Here is a 16,757-nt window from a genome sequence, read left to right as displayed (position 1 = left end):
TTCAAAGGTCAGGACCACCACTTCTGGCCCAGCGCCTCGTCGGTCCGGCCGGTGGTGTCGAGGGCGTCCAGCGCGGAGACGGCCTCGTCGTCGAGTTCGAAGTCGAAGACGGCGAAGTTCTCCTCGATGCGCTCGCGATGGGTGGACTTGGGGATGACCGACAGGCCCTTCTGGACTGCCCACCTGATCAGGACCTGTGCCGGTGTGTGGTCGGTGGCAGCCGCGATCCGCGCGACCACCGGGTCGCCGAGGTGGCGGCCGGTTCCCAGCGGGCTGTACGCCTGGGCGACGATCCCTGCGTCCTCGCAGGCCGCAAGCAGGGCGGCGCGGTACTCGAACGGGCTGAACTGAATCTGGTTCACGGCCGGCTGGATCTGGCTCGTCTTCAGGAGCTCCTGGATCTCCGCGGCGCTGAAGTTCGAGATCCCGATGCCCTTGGTCAGGCCGGCTTCCACGGCCGCTTCCATCCCGGGCCACGCCCACGTCGGCCCGCTCTGCGGCCAGTGGATCAGGTAGAGGTCGAGGTAGTCGGTGCCGAGCCGCTCCAGGCTCTTCTCCGCCTCGGCGCGCGGGTCCTTGTTGCCCGGGTAGAACTTCGTGGTGAGGAAGATGTCCTCCCGCGGGATCCCGCTGCTGCGGATCGCCCGCCCCACACTCGCTTCGTTCCGGTACGCCTGAGCCGTGTCGATCAGCCGGTAGCCCATCTCGAGGGCCCACTCGACCGCCCGCTCCGTCTCCGGCCCGTCCGCCGCCTGCCAAACCCCCAGCCCGAACACCGGAATCGCCGTACCGTTCGAGAGCGTGAGAGTCGCCTGAGCACTGTTCGCCGTCATGTACTCCTTCTACCACGCCTACAGTTTGTGGGCGTGGCGGATCACCTCGACGACGTCGGCCATCATGCCGGTGAGGTCGTAGTCCTTGGGGGTGTAGACGGCGGCTACGCCGGCGGACCGGAGTTCCCGGGCGTCGGCGTCGGGGACGATGCCACCGACAACGACCGGTACGTCGTCGAGGCCGGCCGCGCGCAGGCCGGACACGACCGCCGGGACGAGTTCCATGTGTGAGCCGGACAGGATCGAGAGGCCGACGCAGTGGACGTCCTCGGCGACCGCGGCGGCGACGATCTGTTCGGGCGTCAGCCGGATGCCCTGGTAGATGACCTCGAAGCCGACGTCGCGGGCGCGGACGGCGACCTGTTCGGCGCCGTTCGAGTGGCCGTCCAGGCCGGGCTTCCCGACCAGGAAGCGCAGGCGGCCGCCGAGCTCCTCCGACGTGGCGGCGACCTTCGCGCGTACGGCGGCGATCGCTTCACCGCCACCGGAGACGCCGACCGATCCCGTGACCCCGGTCGGAGCGCGGTACTCGCCGTACATCTCCCGCAGGACCCCGGCCCACTCCCCCGTGGTCACGCCCGCGCGGGCGCACTCGAGCGTGACGGGCATGAGGTTGTCCGTGGTCTTCGCGACAGCGCACAGCTTGGTCAGTGCAGACTCGACTGCAGCCGCGTCGCGGTTGGCGCGCCACTCGCGGAGAGACGTCAGGGCTGCGCTCTCGGCCGCGGGATCGACGGTTTGGATCGCGGTGTCCAGGTCCGCGGTCAGCGGTGACGGTTCGGTGTTCTCGAACTTGTTCACCCCGACGACGACCTGTTCGCCCGACTCGATCCGCTGCCAGCGTTCGGCGTGCGATGCGACCAGCGCCTGCTTCAGGTAGCCGCTCTCGACCGCGGCGACCGCACCACCCATCGCCTGCACGCGATCGATCTCCTCGCGAGCACCGTCGACCAGTTCGGAGACCTTCGCCTCGATCACGTGCGATCCGTCGAAGATGTCGTCGTACTCCAACAGGTCGGACTCGTACGCCAGTACCTGCTGCATCCGCAGCGACCACTGCTGGTCCCACGGCCGCGGCAGACCGAGGGCCTCGTTCCAGGCCGGCAACTGGACCGCACGGGCGCGGGCGTTCTTCGACAGCGTGACGCCGAGCATCTCGAGCACGATCCGCTGGACGTTGTTCTCCGGCTGCGCCTCGGTCAGGCCGAGCGAGTTCACCTGGACGCCGTACCGCAACCGCCGGGCCTTCGCGTCCGTCACGCCGTACCGGTGCAGGGTCAGGTCGTCCCAGAGCCGGACGAACGCGCGCATCTTGCAGGTCTCCTCGATGAACCGCACCCCGGCGTTCACGAAGAACGAGATCCGCTGGACCACGTCGCCGAACCGCTCCGGCGGCACCTGGCCCGCGTCCCGGACCCGATCCAGTACGGCGATCGCCGTCGACAACGCGAACGCGAGCTCCTGCACCGGCGTCGCGCCGGCCTCCTGCAGGTGGTAGCTGCAGATGTTGATCGGATTCCACTTCGGGATGCTGGCGACCGTGTAGGCGATCACGTCGGTGGTCAGCCGCAGCGACGCCTCCGGCGGGAACGCGTACGTGCCACGGGACAGGTACTCCTTGACGATGTCGTTCTGCGTCGTCCCGGTCAGCTCATCGGGCAGCGCGCCCTGCTCCTGGGCAGCGACCTGGTACAGCGCGAGCAACCACATCGCCGGCGCGTTGATCGTCATCGAGGTGTTCATCTGCGCGAGCGGGATCTGGTCGAACAACGCCCGTACGTCGCCCAGGTGCGCGATCGGTACGCCGACCTTGCCGACCTCACCCTTGGCCAGCGGATGATCCGCGTCGTACCCGGTCTGGGTCGGGAGGTCGAACGCGACCGACAGACCGGTCTGGCCCTTGGCCAGGTTCCGCCGGAACAACGCGTTCGACTCAGCAGCGGACGAGTGGCCCGCGTACGTCCGCATCACCCACGGTCGATCCTTCTCGGTCGCCATGTACCCGAGAGTAGGACTCTGTTCCCTGGTGAGTCGCGACCTCGTGACCGGTGTCACCAGGGGGTTAGGTCACATTCACGCGCCGATGGGGAGCGGACTCCGCTCGACCCGCAGGACGCGGTGCAGCCGGGTGACGGCGAGGATCCGGATGACCGAGGGCATCGGGTGCCACAGGACCAACTGCCGCCCGAGCGACTGCGTCCGGCGGTGGGTGGCGACGAGCAGGCCGAGACCGGTGGCGTCGACCGCGTCCACCCGTTCGAGGTCGACGATGACGTCGCCCACCGAGGTGTCGATGACGGTGTTCAGGGTCTGACGGACGTCGCCGACGGTGCGGACGTCCAGGATGCCGGTCAGTTGTACGACGTTGTTCGGGGTCGGTGCGAGCATGTCCGTGCCCTCCGCTCTTCCGGCGGCCCCCGAGTCATCGGCCGCGTGGCAGCGTGTCCAGCTTGTGATCGTAAAGACTCCCTGGGGACACGGAAGGTTGCCAAGACCTCGCGACCTTTTATTTCGCGAGACAATGGTGTCCGTGTTCGGTGAGGAGTACTTCGTCTTTCCGGTCGTGGCCATCGCCCTGGCCGGGCTGATGGTACTGCTTTGCCGCTGGGCTTTCTCGAAGGCCAAGGGCGGGTCGCTCGTTCGGCGGGTCGACTCTCGTCCCGCCGAGCGGGACGCGTTCGGGCTGCTGATCGACGTCCGGACCGTGCGGACCTACAACGAGGCGCGGGTCAAGGTCTCCATGCTGAAGGACTTCGGCATCAAGGCGACCGCGGCCCGGACCAAGGACGGCTGGACCGTCTACGTGTGGCCGAACGACGAGGCCGCCGCCCGCGGGCTGCTCGACACCCACTGACTTTTCTCCCGTCTGCGTGTCCTCCGGAGAGCGCTCTCGCGCGTCTATCCGCGGGGGGTCAGGAGATCGAGGGCGGGGTCGCGAGAAGGGGTCTGGGGACATCGGGCAAGAAGTGGGTGAGCCGACCGGAAAGCCGCCAGACGCGAGGAGTTCGATGACGCCCGACGTGGCCCTGGCCACCCTTGCGTTCCCCAGTCGGCTGCCGGCTGCCGTCGTGCCCGCCGAAGCGGACGAGGACGGGCGGCTGCTGGAGGCGTCGGTGCTGGAGCCGGACCGGTTCACGCTGATCTTCGACAAGTACTTCCCGCAGGTGCACGGGTACGTCGCCCGCCGGCTCGGTCCCGATGTCGCGGACGACCTGGCAGCGGAGACGTTCCTGATCGCGTTCCGGCAGCGGGACCGGTTCGACCGTGGCAGCGGGGTGGTGCGGGCGTGGTTGTACGGCATCGCGACCAACCTGATCCGCCGGCATCGGCGGGACGAGCTCCGCGCGTGGCGGGCGCTGGCGAAACTCCCACCGCCGCTTCCGGTGACAGGAGCCGAGGAGCGGATCGCCGCGCAGGTCACCGCCCAAGCCACGCGGCGCGAACTGGCCGCCGCGCTGGCGAAGGTCTCGGCCAAGGACCGCGAGGTGCTGCTGCTCGTCGCCTTGGGCCAGCTCACGTACCACGAGGTGGCCGCGGCGCTCGGGATCGCGTACGGCACGGTCTGCTCACGCCTGTCCCGGGCCCGCCGCATCGTCCGGGACTCACTCGGCCACAACCCCACGGCAGGTGACGCCTGATGAAGGAACTCGAGTCGATCCGCAAGGCGTTCCCCTCGGCTGATGCGCCGTCCCCGGAAGCCACCGCCGCCGCACGACAGCAGCTCGAAGGCCTGATCCGCGAGCAGCGCAGACCCAGGCGGTGGTCGGTGGTTGCGCGGGCCGGCTGGGTAGGGACCGCGGTGACTGCCGCGACAGCAGTGGTTGCCGTCGTCGGGCTCGGTGTCCCGTTGGTGCGTGGCACCGGGGGCGGGAGTGACATAGGGGTGGCGCCGTCGACAGTGACTCCGACGACCCCACGGCTGACGACCGCCAGTCAGGTGCTGATCGCGGCCGCGGTGGAGCAGGAGAAGAACGAGAAGCTGTCCGGGAAGTTCTTCCGGGTGCGCAGCCTGCAGGTCGGGCCGACCGTCCGGGTCGGTCAGCCGAGGTACACGGTGCAGGGGCGGTCGATCATCGAGAGCTGGATGCCGATGAAGCCCGGGGTCGAGTCGTGGTTCGGCTGGGCGGGGCTCGGGTACGGCCCGGCGACGGCGACCGACGTGGCCAAGTGGCGCGCGCAAGGATCACCGACGACCTGGCAGGTGCCGGGGAACAGCGACCCGCTGACCAGCCGCGCCATGGCGCCGGTCATCCACGAAATGTCGTTCCGGGACGTTCCCCAGGGCTACTTCCTGACCGGAACCAAGCCACTCAGCGCCCAGCAGATCGCGGCGCTGCCCACCGACCCGGCGCTCTTGCGCGCGTACCTCATCACGGCGGCCGGCCCGCAATCGACGGCCTCCGAGCGTGACTACGCCGTGTTCGCCGCCGCCGGCCAACTGCTGTTCGAAACCCCGTCGCCGCCGAAGCTGCGCGGCGCCGCCCTCCGCGTGCTGGCCGCCCTGCCCGGGACCCGCATCCGAACCGGGGCCAAGGACCCGATCGGCCGCGTCGGCACCGAGATCACCATCGACCTCCCGAAGGCAATCCCCAGCGGCTCCGCCACGACACCGGTGCGCGGCCGCAGCGCCTACATCATCGACACCACGACCGGCCGGCTGCTCAGCTCGACGATCGAGGGCCTGAAGGGCGGCTCCACCGTCGTCCTCGAGTCCGGCTGGACCGACCAGAATCCGAAGCCCCCTTCGCCCGCGGTCCGCTGACCGGCTTGTACCCCTCGCCACGATGCAATGACGGAAGGTGGTGCAGCGCGCCGGCCACCTCCGGCGGTACGGCGAACTTCCTGCTGACCGGCGACGCGGGTCCGCAACTCGTCGGCGAGTGAAGTAGGGGGTTGCGGGCGGCGTCTAGTGTCGGGGTATGGGGATTCTGCTGGAGCTGGATCTGACCCGGGGTGTACTCGAGACGCCGCCTGCTTCGCCGGTGGCCGCGTTCCGCGCTCGGCATCTGCCGACACTGCGTGAGCTGGTGGCGGCGCTGCGGAAGGGCGCGCGAGACGACGAAGTCGTCGGCCTGGTCGCGCACCTGGGCGGGCATCGGTTGTCGCTCGCCCAGGTGCAGGACCTGCGCGAGGCGGTCGCCGACTTCCGGACGTCGGGCAAGACCGCTCTCGCCTGGACGGAGTCGTTCGGCGAGGTCGGCGGCGGTACGGTCCCGTATTACCTGGCGACCGCGTTCGACGAGATCTGGGTGCAGCCGTCCGGTGAGCTCGGCATCACCGGCGTGTCTGTGCAGGCGGTCTTCGTCCGCGGGGCGCTGGACAAGGCCGGAGTGATCCCGCAGTTCGGCAAGCGGCGTGAGTACAAGACCGCCGCCGACACCTTCACCGAGAAGGAGATGACCGCTCCGGCGCGGGAGATGGCGTCCCGGCTGGCCGAGTCCGCGTTCGAGCAGATCGTCGAGGGCATCGCCGTACGACGACGGCTGGACACGGCTCGAGTGCGGGAACTCGTGAACACCGCACCGCTGTCCGGACAGGCCGGGCTGGACGCCGGACTGGTGGACCGCCTCGGCTACCGGTCCGACGTGTACGACGCCCTGGAGAAGAGTCTCGGCGAAACCACCAGACTGCTCGCCGAGCGGTACATCCGCCGCGGCCCCCGCACGCTGGAGGAGCTCCGCAAGGTCCTCCCCTGGCCGCAGAAGCCGATGGTCGCTGTCGTCCGCGTCTCCGGCGGCATCAACGTCGGCCGCAACTCCGGCAGCCCGCTCGGCGGTCCCAGCTCCGGCTCCGACACGGTCGGCGCCGCGCTGCGTGCCGTGGCGGAAGAGGACAAGGTGAGGGCCGTCATCCTGCGGGTCGACAGCCCGGGCGGCTCGTACGTCGCGTCGGACGCGATCCGCAACGAGGTACTGCGGCTGCGCTCCACCGGGAAGCCCGTGATCGCCTCGATGGGCACGGTGGCCGCGTCCGGCGGGTACTTCGTCGCGATGCCGGCCGACGTGATCGTCGCGCAACCTGGCACGATCACCGGATCGATCGGCGTACTGACCGGCAAAGGCGTCGTACGGGACGCGCTGGGCCGGATCGGGATCACGCAGGAGGCCGTGTCGGAGGGTGAGAACGCGCGGATGTACTCGGCGCAGGAGGAGTTCACCGACGAGCAGTGGGCCCGGTTGGAGGAGACGCTCGACCGCATCTACAAGGACTTCGTCGCCAAGGCCGCCCTGGACCGTGGGCTCCCCGAGGAGCAGTTGGAGTCCCTGGCTCGGGGTCGGGTCTGGACCGGCGCCGACGCTCACGACCGCAAACTGGTCGACGAGCTCGGTGGCTTCCAGCACGCGCTCACTCTGGCCTGCGATCGAGCCGGTCTGGACCGCGACGAGGTCGCCCTGGCGACCGTCCCGCATCGCAACCTGCTGGAACGACTGCGCCCGCCGACAACGACGGACGACCTCGCTGTGACCGCGCAACCGCTGACTCTCGACGGGCTGACCACCAGTCTCTACAGCGCTCTGGGCCTGCCACCCGCCGGTCTGCTGCGGATGCCGCTCAACTGGCAGCTGGGGTAAGTCTCAGGACTTGCGTTCGCCACCGGGGACCCACAGGACGTCGCCGCCGGAGGACAGGTTCGCTACGCGGCCGAGGATGAACAGCAGGTCGGAGAGACGGTTCAGGTACTGCAGGGCGAGCAGGTTGACCGACGGTCCGTGGGCTTCGACCGCGACCCAACCGGCGCGTTCGGCCCGGCGGACCACAGTGCGGGCGACGTTCAGGTACGCGGCGCCCGGCGTACCTCCGGGGAGGATGAACGAGCGGAGCTTGGTGAGGCGGTTGTTGTACTCGTCGCACCAGCCTTCCAGGCGGTCGACGTACTCCTGGGTGATCCGCAGCGGCGGGTACTCCGGGTTCGGCGTGATCGGGTTGCACAGGTCGGCGCCGACGTCGAACAGGTCGTTCTGGACTCTGGTCAGCAGCACGACCAGTGTGCTGTTCAGGTGACCGGCCGCGATGGCCACGCCGATGGCGGAGTTCGCCTCGTCCACCTCGCCGTACGCCGCCAGCCGCGGATCGGTCTTCGAGGTCGTCGAGTTGTCGCCCAGGCGGGTCTCACCGGCATCACCGGTCCGGGTGTAGATCCGCGTCAAGTTCACAGCCATGGAAGGACTCTACGCATGTCCGGGGACACCGGTTCGCTACAGTCGGCGGGTGGAACGGTTTCGGATCGCGGGTGAGGCACGGCTCGAGGGAGCCGTGCAGGTCGCTGGAGCGAAGAACAGTGTGCTCAAGCTGATGGCGGCCGCCCTGCTGGCAGAAGGTACGACGACGCTGCGGCAGGTACCGGGCATCCTGGACGTGGCCTTCATGGCCCAGTTGCTGGAGACGCTCGGCTGCGAGGTCACGGTCGACGCGGACGCGCAGCTGGCGACGATCGCCGTACCGCATGAGGTCCGGTACCAGTGCGACTACGAGCTGGTGCGCAAGCTGCGGGCGTCGATCTCGGTCCTCGGACCGCTGCTGGCCCGCTGCGGCAAGGCGGAGGTGGCGCTGCCGGGTGGCGACAACATCGGTTCGCGCGGACTGAACATGCACGTCGCCGGCCTGGAGGCGATGGGCGCGAAGGTGCACATCGAGCACGGTTTCGTGATCGCCGAAGCACCGCAGGGCCTGCACGGCACCGAGGTCTGGCTGGACTTCCCCAGCGTCGGCGCGACCGAGACGATCATGATGGCCGCGGTGCTGGCCAAGGGCATCACGGTGATCGAGAACGCGGCCCGGGAGCCGGAGATCCAGGACATCGCCGCGATGCTGGTCGCGATGGGGGCCCAGATCGACGGCGCCGGCACACCGCGGATCGAGGTGAGCGGTGTGGCCGGTCCGCTCAACCCGGTCGACCACACCGTCGTCGCGGACCGGATCGTGTCCGGGAGCTGGGCGTTCGCGGCCGCGATCACCAAGGGTGACGTGACGATCACCAACGGACACGCCCACCATCTCGAGCTGCCGCTGGACAAGCTCCACAAGGCCGGCGCCGAGATCACGGTGCTGAACCCGGGCTTCCGGGTCCGGATGGACGACCGGCCGAAGCCGGTGGACGTGGTGACGCTGCCGTACCCGGGCTTCGCGACCGACCTGCAGGCCTTCGTGATCGCGCTCAACGCGCTGAGCGACGGCGCGGCGATGGTGACGGAGAACCTGTTCGAGGGCCGGTTCACCTTCGCGCAGGAGCTGACCCGCTTGGGTGCACAGATCCAGACCGACGGACACCACGCCGTGGTCCGCGGCGTACCGCGGCTGTCGGGGGCTCCCGTCGTGGCGAGCGACATCCGGGCCGGCGCCGCGCTCGTGCTGGCCGGGCTCGCGGCCGAGGGCGAGACGCTGGTCTCCGCCGCTCACCACGTTCACCGCGGCTACACGGACTTCGCGGGCAACCTCCGCCGCCTCGGCGCCGACGTCACAGTCGAGCCCGACGACGCGGAACTGTACTGGAACTGAACCGGACTTTCCTGCGCACTCTTGTGGCACTCTGCCCCGTCGACGCTGTGGGCCGGGTTAGGGTCCTGGCATGAGTGAGCGCGTGATCAAGCCCCTGGGCCGTGGATTCCTGTTCCTGGACTCGCATCCGGCCGGCTGTGCCCGGGTAGTCCGGGACCTGGCCGGCCAAGTCGAGCGCCGTGCACCAGAGCGCCGTACCGCGCTCGTCATCGGCTCCAGTTCCGGCTACGGCCTGGCCACGACCATCGCGGGTCTCGCGCGGTATGGGATCGACGGGATTGGTGTGTCCTTCGAGAAGGCACCGACGGCTCGGCGTACGGCGACCGCGGGTTGGTACCGCACAGCCGAGACGGCTGTGCTCGCGGCCGAGTTCGGTCGAGACTTCCGCTTCATCAACGCCGATGCGTTCGCGGACACCACCAAGGACGAGGTGCTCGGGCTGATCGCCGAGCGGTTCGGCGGGGTCGACCACCTGATCTACAGCGTCGCCGCGCCGCGCCGGGTCGATCCGCGGACCGAGGAGACGTTCCAGTCGGCGATCAAGGCGATCGGCGCACCGCACACCACCAAGAGCCTGGCCTACGAGGACGGGCAGCCGGTTCTGCAGCAGGTCGGGATCGAGGTCGCGACCGAGGACGAGATCGCCCAGACGGTGAAGGTGATGGGCGGCGAGGACTGGGCTCGCTGGATCTCGGCGCTCGACGAGCGTGGGCTGCTGAAGCCCGGCTTCACCACGGTCGCGCTCACCTACATCGGGTCCGAGCTGACCGGGCCGATCTACCGGCAGGGTTCCATCGGCGCCGCAAAGGCTGACCTGGAGCAGACCGCGGTCACACTCGCCAAGGACGGCGTCAAGGCGATGACGTCGGTGAACGGTGCCGCGGTGACCCAGGCGTCGTCGGCGATCCCGGGCATCGGTCTGTACGTCAGCCTGCTGCACAAGGTGCTCGGCGATGGTCTGCAGACTCCCGTGCAGCAGTCGGTCGCCCTGTGGGATCAGCTGACCGGCGAGACACCGCTGGATCTCGACGACGAGGGCCGCATTCGTCTCGACCGCTGGGAGCTGGCCGACGACGTGCAGGCGGCCGTTCGCGCGCAGTGGGAGTCCGCGACGCAGGACAACATCGCGGACGTCGCCGACACCGCCTGGTTCCTCGCGGAGGTACGGCGCCTGTACGGCTTCGACGTACCGGGCCTCGATTACGAGGCCCCCACCGAGGTTGACGTCACCTGGCCCTAGCCTGGCCTCTCGGGAAGGCTAAGCCTGAATCCGTGGACAACCACAGTTCGTTGCCGAGGGCACCGGTCGCGCGATCTGTGCCTGCTGGCGGATGACAGTGGTCGTTATGCCGCCACACCCGGACGCGGCGGCAGGTTGCTGGGATTCTGACCGGCCCACTCCCGTGGGGTGCCGTTCGGGGAGGGCACCTACCCCGTTCCGGACTGTTCGGCTCCCCAGATCGAGATGTTGATGGATTGGGGAGGCTGCCGGGTGTGCTGGGGAGCCCACGTCTGGTGATCCGGGAAGGCCGCGTCTGATGATCCACTGGCGGGTTATGTCATCGCTGGCGGCATACGAGTGCGCTACGGCGACATAACCGGGCAGTGGGAGCGCATCACTGCCTGTTCGCTCGGCGTGTCGGCGGCTCCGTCCGGCTGGCGACCACGACGTTGAGCGGTCCATGGATCCAGACAACAAGCTCGACCGGATCGCGGCGGGTGCCGGGTCAGGCGCGGGCGCGGTAGTTGCGCATCTTGTTGCGGGAGCCGCAGAGGGACATCGTGCACCAGCGGCTGCGACCGGCGGGGCTGCGGTCGTAGTACACCCAGCGGCAGGTGTCGGCGGCGCACGCCTTGAGCCGCGGCCAGTTGCCGACAGCAACCGAGGTGGCAATGTCCGCCGCGAGACGGGAGACCAGCGCCTGAACGCCGGTCAGGCCGTCTGCCGGACGGACCGTCGCTCCTCCGTCGGCTGACAGCGCCAGCGTCAGCGGTGCGCCGGCGAGCAGCCGATCGAGCACGGTGAGGGATTCCGCCGGTACGTCGATGCCGGCGTGCGCCTGGCAGACATCCCGCACCGCCTCACGCAGGATCAGCACTTCCGCGAGGTCAGCCCGATCGAACTGGAGACCGGGCAGGCCGTGATCGGCGCAGAACGCGCGCAGGTCCGCGGGTTTCGTCAGCGCGTCCTGCTCCATCTCCAGGTCGACGGTGTTCACCAGGTCCTGCACAAGCGTCAGCGGCTCAGGGGCAGGGGTGCGCTCGCCGGGCTGAATCACAGTTGCCACGTTACCGGCCATGGGGCATGATCCGGTAACGAAGTTACTGGATGAGGCGGAGGTACTGGTAACGGTGGACGGCGACTTCAAGCGTTTCTGGGCGGGACAGACGGTCTCCGCGGTCGGCACACACGTGACCGCGGTCGCGCTTCCGCTGACCGCTGCGCTGACCCTCGACGCGGGAGCGGCAGGCGTGAGCGCCATCGCGACGGCGACCTACCTGCCCAGCGCGGCGCTGCCACTGCTCACCGGGCACTGGCTCGAAGGGCGGCGCAAGCGCGGGGTGATGATCGCCGCCGACATCATCCGCGCGGCGGCGCTGATGGTGATCCCGCTCGCCTGGGCGATGGACCAGCTCAGCCTGCCGCTGCTGGTCGCGGTCGCCTTCCTGGTCGGGGCGGCGAGTGTGGTGTTCGACATCGCGTCATTCGCCTATCTCCCGGACTTCGTCCCCGAGGCCGACCTACCGTCCGCCAACCGCGCGCTCCAGGGCTCGTCCACCGCCGCACAGGTCGGCGGCCCGGGCCTGTCCGGAATCCTGGTCCAGGTGCTCGGACCAGCCGTCGCCCTCCTCGTCGACGCCGTCTCCTACCTGGCCAGCGCCGTGGGCGTCGGATCGGCGCGACGACCGGAGGCCGCACCGCACACCACTGACGATCGACCAGGTCTGTGGGAAGGCGTTCGACAAATCAAGGTCAGCCCGTTCCTGCGCTCGCTGACCGCCCACGCCGCGCTCTACAACGCGTCCGCGCAGATCCTGGTCGTCAATCTCGTCGTCCTCGCGGTCAAGGAACGCGGCCTGTCCGCGGGCGGCTACGGCATCGCCCTCAGTGCCGGCGGGGCCGGCGCCTTCGTCGGCGCCATGCTCGGTCTCCGTCTGGCCAAACGCCTCGGCTACGGCCGAGCCTTCGGTGCCTCACTCATCCTGTCGACCGGTCTGCCGCTCCTGCTGGCGTTCCTCCCAGGCCGAGGCATCCAGTACGGCGTCCTCCTCGGCGTACTGCAGTTCCTGTCCGGCATCGGCCTCGGCAGCGCCAACGTCCTGTCCGTGACGATCCGCCAACTACTCATCCCCCGCACCGCACTGGCCCGCAGCAACGGCGCGTACCGCACCTTCACCTTCGGCGTCCTCCCGATCGGCGCCGCGCTCGGCGGCGTACTCGGCAGCACCTTCGGCACCACCGCGGCCGTCGCCGTCGGATCCATCGGCATCGCCGTGTCCGCCGTCCCGATGTTCGTCCGCGAAGTCCGAACCCTCGAGACCCCGGTGACTACAGCGGCTTGAACGACGCCATTTCCAGGACCAGGTCCTCGGCTTCGTCGGAGGCGGCGAGGTCGACGCTGGCGGTGATGCGCCAGTCGTGGTCGCCCTCGGGGTCGTCGATGATCTGCTGGACCTCCCAGTAGCCCGGGTGCTCCTCGATCATGAACAGCGCAGGACCACGGGCCGCCGGGCCGGTGCCCACCACCTCGTGCTCCGCGTAGTACGCCGTACCTGCCTCGGCCCAGCGGCCGGCGTCCCAGCCCGACTCGGAGTCGAGCTGGCCGAGCTCGGCCCACCGGTGCAGGGCGACCAGCTCGACGCGGCGGAACATGGCGTTGCGGACCAGGACCCGGAAAGCCCTGGTGTTCAAGGTGATCCGGCGCGGCCCGGCGGGGACCACCTCCGTCACCTCCTCGGTGGTCGGGTTGGTCAGCTCCTCCCACTCGTCGAGCAGGCTGGAGTCGGTCTGCCGGACCACTTCGCCGAGCCACTCGATCAGGTCGGTGAGGTCCTCGTTCACCTTGTCCGGCGGCACCGTCTGCCGCAGCGCCTTGTACGCGTCGCTCAGATACCGCAGTACGACGCCCTCCGACCGCGCCAGCCCGTAGAACCCGATGAACTCGCCGAACGTCATCGCCCGCTCGAACATGTCCCGGACCACCGACTTCGGCGACAGACCGGAGTCAGCGATCCACGGGTGCGTCTGCCGGTACATCTCGAACGTTGCCTCGAGCAACTCGTTGAGCGGCTTCGGCCAGGTCACGTCCTCGAGCAGTTCCATCCGCTCGTCGTACTCGATGCCCTCGGCCTTCATCGCGTTCACGGCCTCGCCGCGGGCGTGGTGCTCCTGCGCCCAGAGCACTGCCCGCGGGTCCTCCAGCGTCGCCTCGACCACCGACACCACGTCCAGCGCGTACGACGGATCCTCCGGGTCGAGCAGATCCAGCGCGGCCAGTGCGAAGGTCGACAGCGGCTGGTTCAGGCTGAAGTCCTTCTGCAGGTCCACGGTCAGGCGCAGCGTGCGGCCGTTCTCGTCGGGTTCGTCCAGCCGCTCGACCACACCGGCGGTGAGCAGCGTGCGGTAGATCTGGATCGCGCGGCGGATCAACCGGACCTGGATCTTCGAGTCCTCGTGGTTGTCGCGGAGCAGGTGCCGCATGCTCTCGAACGCGTTGCCGTCGCGGGCGATCACGTTCAGCAGCATCGCGTGGCTGACCCGCATCCGGGACTGCAGCGCCTCGGGCTCGGCCGCAACCAGCCGGTCGAAGGTGTCCTCGCCCCAGGTGACGAAACCCTCCGGCGGCTTCTTCCGCTGCACCTTGCGCTGCTTCTTCGGGTCGTCGCCGGCCTTGGCCAGCGCCTTCACGTTCTCCACCACGTGATCCGGCGCCTGGACGACGACTGTGCCCGACGTGTCGTAGCCGGCCCGGCCGGCGCGACCCGCGATCTGGTGGAACTCGCGCGCCTTCAGGATCCGCTGCCGGCGTCCGTCGTACTTGCTCAGGGCGGTGAGTACGACGGTCCGGATCGGGACGTTGATGCCGACGCCGAGGGTGTCGGTGCCGCAGATGACCTTGAGCAGACCGGCCTGGGCGAGCTGCTCGACCAGACGGCGGTACTTCGGCAGCATGCCGGCGTGGTGGACGCCGATGCCGTGCTTCACCAGCCGCTGCAGCGTCCGGCCGAAGCCCTTGCTGAACCGGAAGTTCCCGATCAGCTCGTTGATCTTCTCCTTCTCCTCCTTCGAGGAGACGTTGATGCTCATCAGTGCCTGGGCACGTTCCAGCGCGGCGGCCTGGGTGAAATGGACGACGTACACCGGCGCCTGGTGGGTGGTGAGGAGTTCCTCGAGCGTCTCGTGCAACGCGGTGGTGACGTACTTGTAGATCAGCGGGACCGGACGCTCGGCCGAGGACACGATCGCGGTCGGGCGGCCGGTACGGCGGGACAGGTCGATCTTGAACCGCTCGACGTCGCCGAGGGTCGCCGACATCAGGATGAACTGGGCGTCGGGCAGTTCCAGCAGCGGCACCTGCCAGGCCCAGCCGCGGTCCGGCTCGGAGTAGAAGTGGAACTCGTCCATCACGACCTGGCCGACGTCCGCGGCCGAGCCCTCGCGCAGCGAGACGTTCGCCAGCACCTCGGCGGTGCAGCAGATGATCGGCGCCCCGGCATTCACCGATGCGTCTCCGGTCAGCATGCCGACCTTGTCGGCGCCGAACACGTCGCAGAGCGCGAAGAACTTCTCCGACACCAGAGCCTTGATCGGCGCCGTGTAGAAGGTCCGCCGACCGTCCGCCAACGCCGCGAAGTGCGCGCCCGTGGCGACCAGACTCTTGCCCGACCCGGTCGGGGTCGACAGGATCACGTTCGATCCCGTCATCACCTCGATCAACGCCTCTTCCTGCGCCGGGTACAACGAGATCCCCTGCTCCCCCACCCACCGCGCGAACGCGTCGTACAGGTCGTCAGGCTCGGTCGTCCCCGGCAGTTGCTCAGTCAGCGTCATCACCACCCATTGTCCCTGACGACCGGAACCGTTCGGCCGCCGGTTGCGACCGTCCGGCGCTCGTCGCCACGCAAACGATTGCACAGCATGTCTATTCAGGCTTGACTCGGGAGATGACTTCTCTTTCGTGGCGCCGGATGGGCGCGAGTTTGCTGGTGACGGCGGTGGGTGCGGCGGGTCTGGTGGCGGCCGCGACTCCTGACGATGGCCCGGGCCCGGGTGGGACGGAGGTGGTGACGACATGGGGTGCGAGTGACGACATCGCCGGTGGGACGCTGAACGACGTCACGGTGCGGAACGTCGTGCGGACGAGCGTCGGCGGGAAGGATCTGCGGATCCGGGTGTCGAACGCGCACGGCGATCAGCCATTGGTGACGGACTCGGTGTACGTCGGGCGGCACGAGGCCGGGGCGAGCGTCGTACCGGGGTCGAGCCGGCGGTTGAGGTTCGGCGGGAAGACATCGGTGACGATTCCGCCGGGGGCGATGGCGATCAGTGATCCGCTGGCGGGACCGGTGCCGGCGCGGACGAGTCTGACCGTGAGTCTGCATGTGGTCGGTACGACGGGTGTGATCACCGCGCACAACCGGGCCATGCAGCACAGCTACAAGTCGACCTCCGGTGATCACGCGGCGGACGAGTCGGCGACGACGTACCAGACCGAGTCGTCGGCGTGGTACTTCGTCAACGCGGCGATCGTGACGGCGCCGCAGCAGGTGGAGACGGTGGCGACACTGGGCGATTCGATCACGTCGTCGGTCGGTACGACGATCGACACGAACCGCCGGTGGCCGGACGTGCTGGCGGATCGGTACGGGCGACTGCCGGAGCACCGGCAGCTGGGGATCTCCAACGAGGGCATCTCGGGGAACCGCGTGCTCGGTGGGATCGCGAAGGCGGGCAGTGCCGGGGCGAGTGCGTTGGCGCGGCTCGACAAGGACGTGCTGACGAAGCCCGGCGTACGCACGGTGTTGTTGCTGGAAGGGATCAACGACATCTATGCGGGTGCCACTGCTGACGAGTTGATCGATGGGTATCGGCAGCTGATCGCACGGGTTCACGCCAGTGGGCGGTGCATCGTCGGTGGGACGCTCACGCCCGTTGGCGGTTCGTTCGTGTACTCGCCTGAGAAGGAGGCTGCGCGGCAGGCTGTGAACACCTTCATCCGTACGAGCGGCGAGTTCGACGGCGTGGTCGACTTCGACGCCGCCACCCGGGATCCCGCCGATCCCAGTCGCCTCCAAGCCGCGTACGACGGCGGCGACGGCCTCCACCCGAACGACGCGGGCAACCACGCGATGGGCCAGGCACCCGACCTGGACACCCTCCGCTGTCAGTGAGAGAAGGCCGCACGCACCGCCCCGCGGGCGGTGCGT

At 69.0% G+C, this 16,757-nt stretch carries 14 protein-coding genes; 8 read left to right on the top strand and 6 right to left on the bottom strand.

What is annotated here, in order from left to right:
- Positions 1 to 8 precede the first annotated feature (8 nt).
- The 3 genes from AB0I34_RS06245 to AB0I34_RS06235 all read right to left on the bottom strand — a co-directional run bounded on the left by AB0I34_RS06245 (position 9) and on the right by AB0I34_RS06235 (position 3,221).
- Positions 9 to 833 (bottom strand): aldo/keto reductase, encoded by an 825-nt coding sequence (locus AB0I34_RS06245; RefSeq protein WP_360440282.1) that lies wholly within the window; start codon positions 831 to 833, stop codon positions 9 to 11.
- Between the two features lie 18 nt (positions 834 to 851).
- Complete coding sequence (locus AB0I34_RS06240; RefSeq protein WP_360440279.1) at positions 852 to 2,831, bottom strand: protein meaA; 1,980 nt, start codon at positions 2,829 to 2,831, stop codon at positions 852 to 854.
- Positions 2,832 to 2,906: 75 nt separating this feature from the next.
- Complete coding sequence (locus AB0I34_RS06235; protein WP_360440276.1) at positions 2,907 to 3,221, bottom strand: STAS domain-containing protein; 315 nt, start codon at positions 3,219 to 3,221, stop codon at positions 2,907 to 2,909.
- Between the two features lie 133 nt (positions 3,222 to 3,354).
- Here AB0I34_RS06235 and AB0I34_RS06230 point away from each other — a divergent pair, with 133 nt between their 5' ends.
- The 4 genes from AB0I34_RS06230 (at position 3,355) to sppA (ending at position 7,405) form a co-directional block, all read left to right on the top strand.
- A complete protein-coding gene (locus tag AB0I34_RS06230) occupies positions 3,355 to 3,687 on the top strand; it encodes a hypothetical protein (protein WP_360440272.1) in 333 nt (110 codons plus the stop codon).
- 154 nt (positions 3,688 to 3,841) lie between these two features.
- On the top strand, positions 3,842 to 4,471 hold the full coding sequence (locus AB0I34_RS06225) for a sigma-70 family RNA polymerase sigma factor (protein WP_360440269.1): 630 nt from the start codon (positions 3,842 to 3,844) through the stop codon (positions 4,469 to 4,471).
- Positions 4,471 to 5,595, top strand: coding sequence for a CU044_5270 family protein (locus tag AB0I34_RS06220; protein ID WP_360440266.1), 1,125 nt, complete (start codon positions 4,471 to 4,473; stop codon positions 5,593 to 5,595). The genes AB0I34_RS06225 and AB0I34_RS06220 overlap by 1 nt, the downstream gene beginning before the upstream one ends.
- 157 nt (positions 5,596 to 5,752) lie before the next feature.
- A complete protein-coding gene (gene sppA / locus AB0I34_RS06215) occupies positions 5,753 to 7,405 on the top strand; it encodes a signal peptide peptidase SppA (protein WP_360440263.1) in 1,653 nt (550 codons plus the stop codon).
- 3 nt (positions 7,406 to 7,408) lie between these two features.
- Here the strand turns inward: sppA and AB0I34_RS06210 are convergent, their stop codons facing one another.
- Positions 7,409 to 7,993, bottom strand: coding sequence for a cob(I)yrinic acid a,c-diamide adenosyltransferase (locus tag AB0I34_RS06210; protein WP_360440260.1), 585 nt, complete (start codon positions 7,991 to 7,993; stop codon positions 7,409 to 7,411).
- A gap of 49 nt (positions 7,994 to 8,042) precedes the next feature.
- Here AB0I34_RS06210 and murA point away from each other — a divergent pair, with 49 nt between their 5' ends.
- The gene (murA, locus tag AB0I34_RS06205; RefSeq protein ID WP_360440257.1) at positions 8,043 to 9,329 is read left to right on the top strand and encodes a UDP-N-acetylglucosamine 1-carboxyvinyltransferase; all 1,287 of its coding nucleotides are present in this window, start codon (positions 8,043 to 8,045) and stop codon (positions 9,327 to 9,329) included.
- Between the two features lie 70 nt (positions 9,330 to 9,399).
- A complete protein-coding gene (gene fabV / locus AB0I34_RS06200) occupies positions 9,400 to 10,569 on the top strand; it encodes an enoyl-[acyl-carrier-protein] reductase FabV (protein ID WP_360440254.1) in 1,170 nt (389 codons plus the stop codon).
- A 487-nt stretch (positions 10,570 to 11,056) separates the two neighbouring features.
- On the opposite strand, the gene AB0I34_RS06195 is transcribed toward fabV, so the two are convergent.
- Positions 11,057 to 11,608, bottom strand: a complete 552-nt coding sequence (locus tag AB0I34_RS06195) for a CGNR zinc finger domain-containing protein (protein ID WP_360440251.1) — start codon at positions 11,606 to 11,608, stop codon at positions 11,057 to 11,059.
- Between the two features lie 19 nt (positions 11,609 to 11,627).
- Here AB0I34_RS06195 and AB0I34_RS06190 point away from each other — a divergent pair, with 19 nt between their 5' ends.
- Positions 11,628 to 12,893: an MFS transporter gene (locus tag AB0I34_RS06190; protein WP_360440248.1), complete on the top strand. Its 1,266-nt coding sequence runs from the start codon at positions 11,628 to 11,630 to the stop codon at positions 12,891 to 12,893.
- Here AB0I34_RS06190 and AB0I34_RS06185 read toward each other — a convergent pair.
- Positions 12,880 to 15,381, bottom strand: coding sequence for a DUF3516 domain-containing protein (locus AB0I34_RS06185; protein WP_360440245.1), 2,502 nt, complete (start codon positions 15,379 to 15,381; stop codon positions 12,880 to 12,882). The genes AB0I34_RS06190 and AB0I34_RS06185 overlap by 14 nt on opposite strands.
- Positions 15,382 to 15,494: 113 nt before the next feature.
- On the opposite strand from AB0I34_RS06185, the gene AB0I34_RS06180 reads away from it, so the two are divergent.
- Positions 15,495 to 16,721 carry an SGNH/GDSL hydrolase family protein gene (locus AB0I34_RS06180; protein ID WP_360440242.1) on the top strand — a complete coding sequence of 409 codons (1,227 nt, stop codon included), beginning with the start codon at positions 15,495 to 15,497 and terminating at the stop codon, positions 16,719 to 16,721.
- Positions 16,722 to 16,757: the final 36 nt, after the last annotated feature.

It is taken from the genome of Kribbella sp. NPDC050281 (assembly GCF_040655855.1).
Classification (GTDB): domain Bacteria; phylum Actinomycetota; class Actinomycetes; order Propionibacteriales; family Kribbellaceae; genus Kribbella.
Note: the sequence above shows the minus strand (reverse complement) of the source record. Positions and strands in the feature narration are given on the sequence as shown.

What these genes read in the sequence shown, in the direction of transcription:
- AB0I34_RS06240 (WP_360440279.1), bottom strand. Translation starts at nt 2,831, where the DNA reads ATGGCGACCGAGAAGGATCGACCGTGGGTGATGCGGACGTACGCGGGC.
- AB0I34_RS06235 (WP_360440276.1), bottom strand. Translation starts at nt 3,221, where the DNA reads ATGCTCGCACCGACCCCGAACAACGTCGTACAACTGACCGGCATCCTG.
- sppA (WP_360440263.1), top strand. Translation starts at nt 5,753, where the DNA reads ATGGGGATTCTGCTGGAGCTGGATCTGACCCGGGGTGTACTCGAGACG.
- AB0I34_RS06180 (WP_360440242.1), top strand. Translation starts at nt 15,495, where the DNA reads ATGACTTCTCTTTCGTGGCGCCGGATGGGCGCGAGTTTGCTGGTGACG.
- AB0I34_RS06230 (WP_360440272.1), top strand. Translation starts at nt 3,355, where the DNA reads ATGGTGTCCGTGTTCGGTGAGGAGTACTTCGTCTTTCCGGTCGTGGCC.
- AB0I34_RS06210 (WP_360440260.1), bottom strand. Translation starts at nt 7,993, where the DNA reads ATGGCTGTGAACTTGACGCGGATCTACACCCGGACCGGTGATGCCGGT.
- AB0I34_RS06190 (WP_360440248.1), top strand. Translation starts at nt 11,628, where the DNA reads ATGGGGCATGATCCGGTAACGAAGTTACTGGATGAGGCGGAGGTACTG.
- fabV (WP_360440254.1), top strand. Translation starts at nt 9,400, where the DNA reads ATGAGTGAGCGCGTGATCAAGCCCCTGGGCCGTGGATTCCTGTTCCTG.
- AB0I34_RS06220 (WP_360440266.1), top strand. Translation starts at nt 4,471, where the DNA reads ATGAAGGAACTCGAGTCGATCCGCAAGGCGTTCCCCTCGGCTGATGCG.
- AB0I34_RS06225 (WP_360440269.1), top strand. Translation starts at nt 3,842, where the DNA reads ATGACGCCCGACGTGGCCCTGGCCACCCTTGCGTTCCCCAGTCGGCTG.
- AB0I34_RS06185 (WP_360440245.1), bottom strand. Translation starts at nt 15,381, where the DNA reads ATGACGCTGACTGAGCAACTGCCGGGGACGACCGAGCCTGACGACCTG.
- AB0I34_RS06245 (WP_360440282.1), bottom strand. Translation starts at nt 833, where the DNA reads ATGACGGCGAACAGTGCTCAGGCGACTCTCACGCTCTCGAACGGTACG.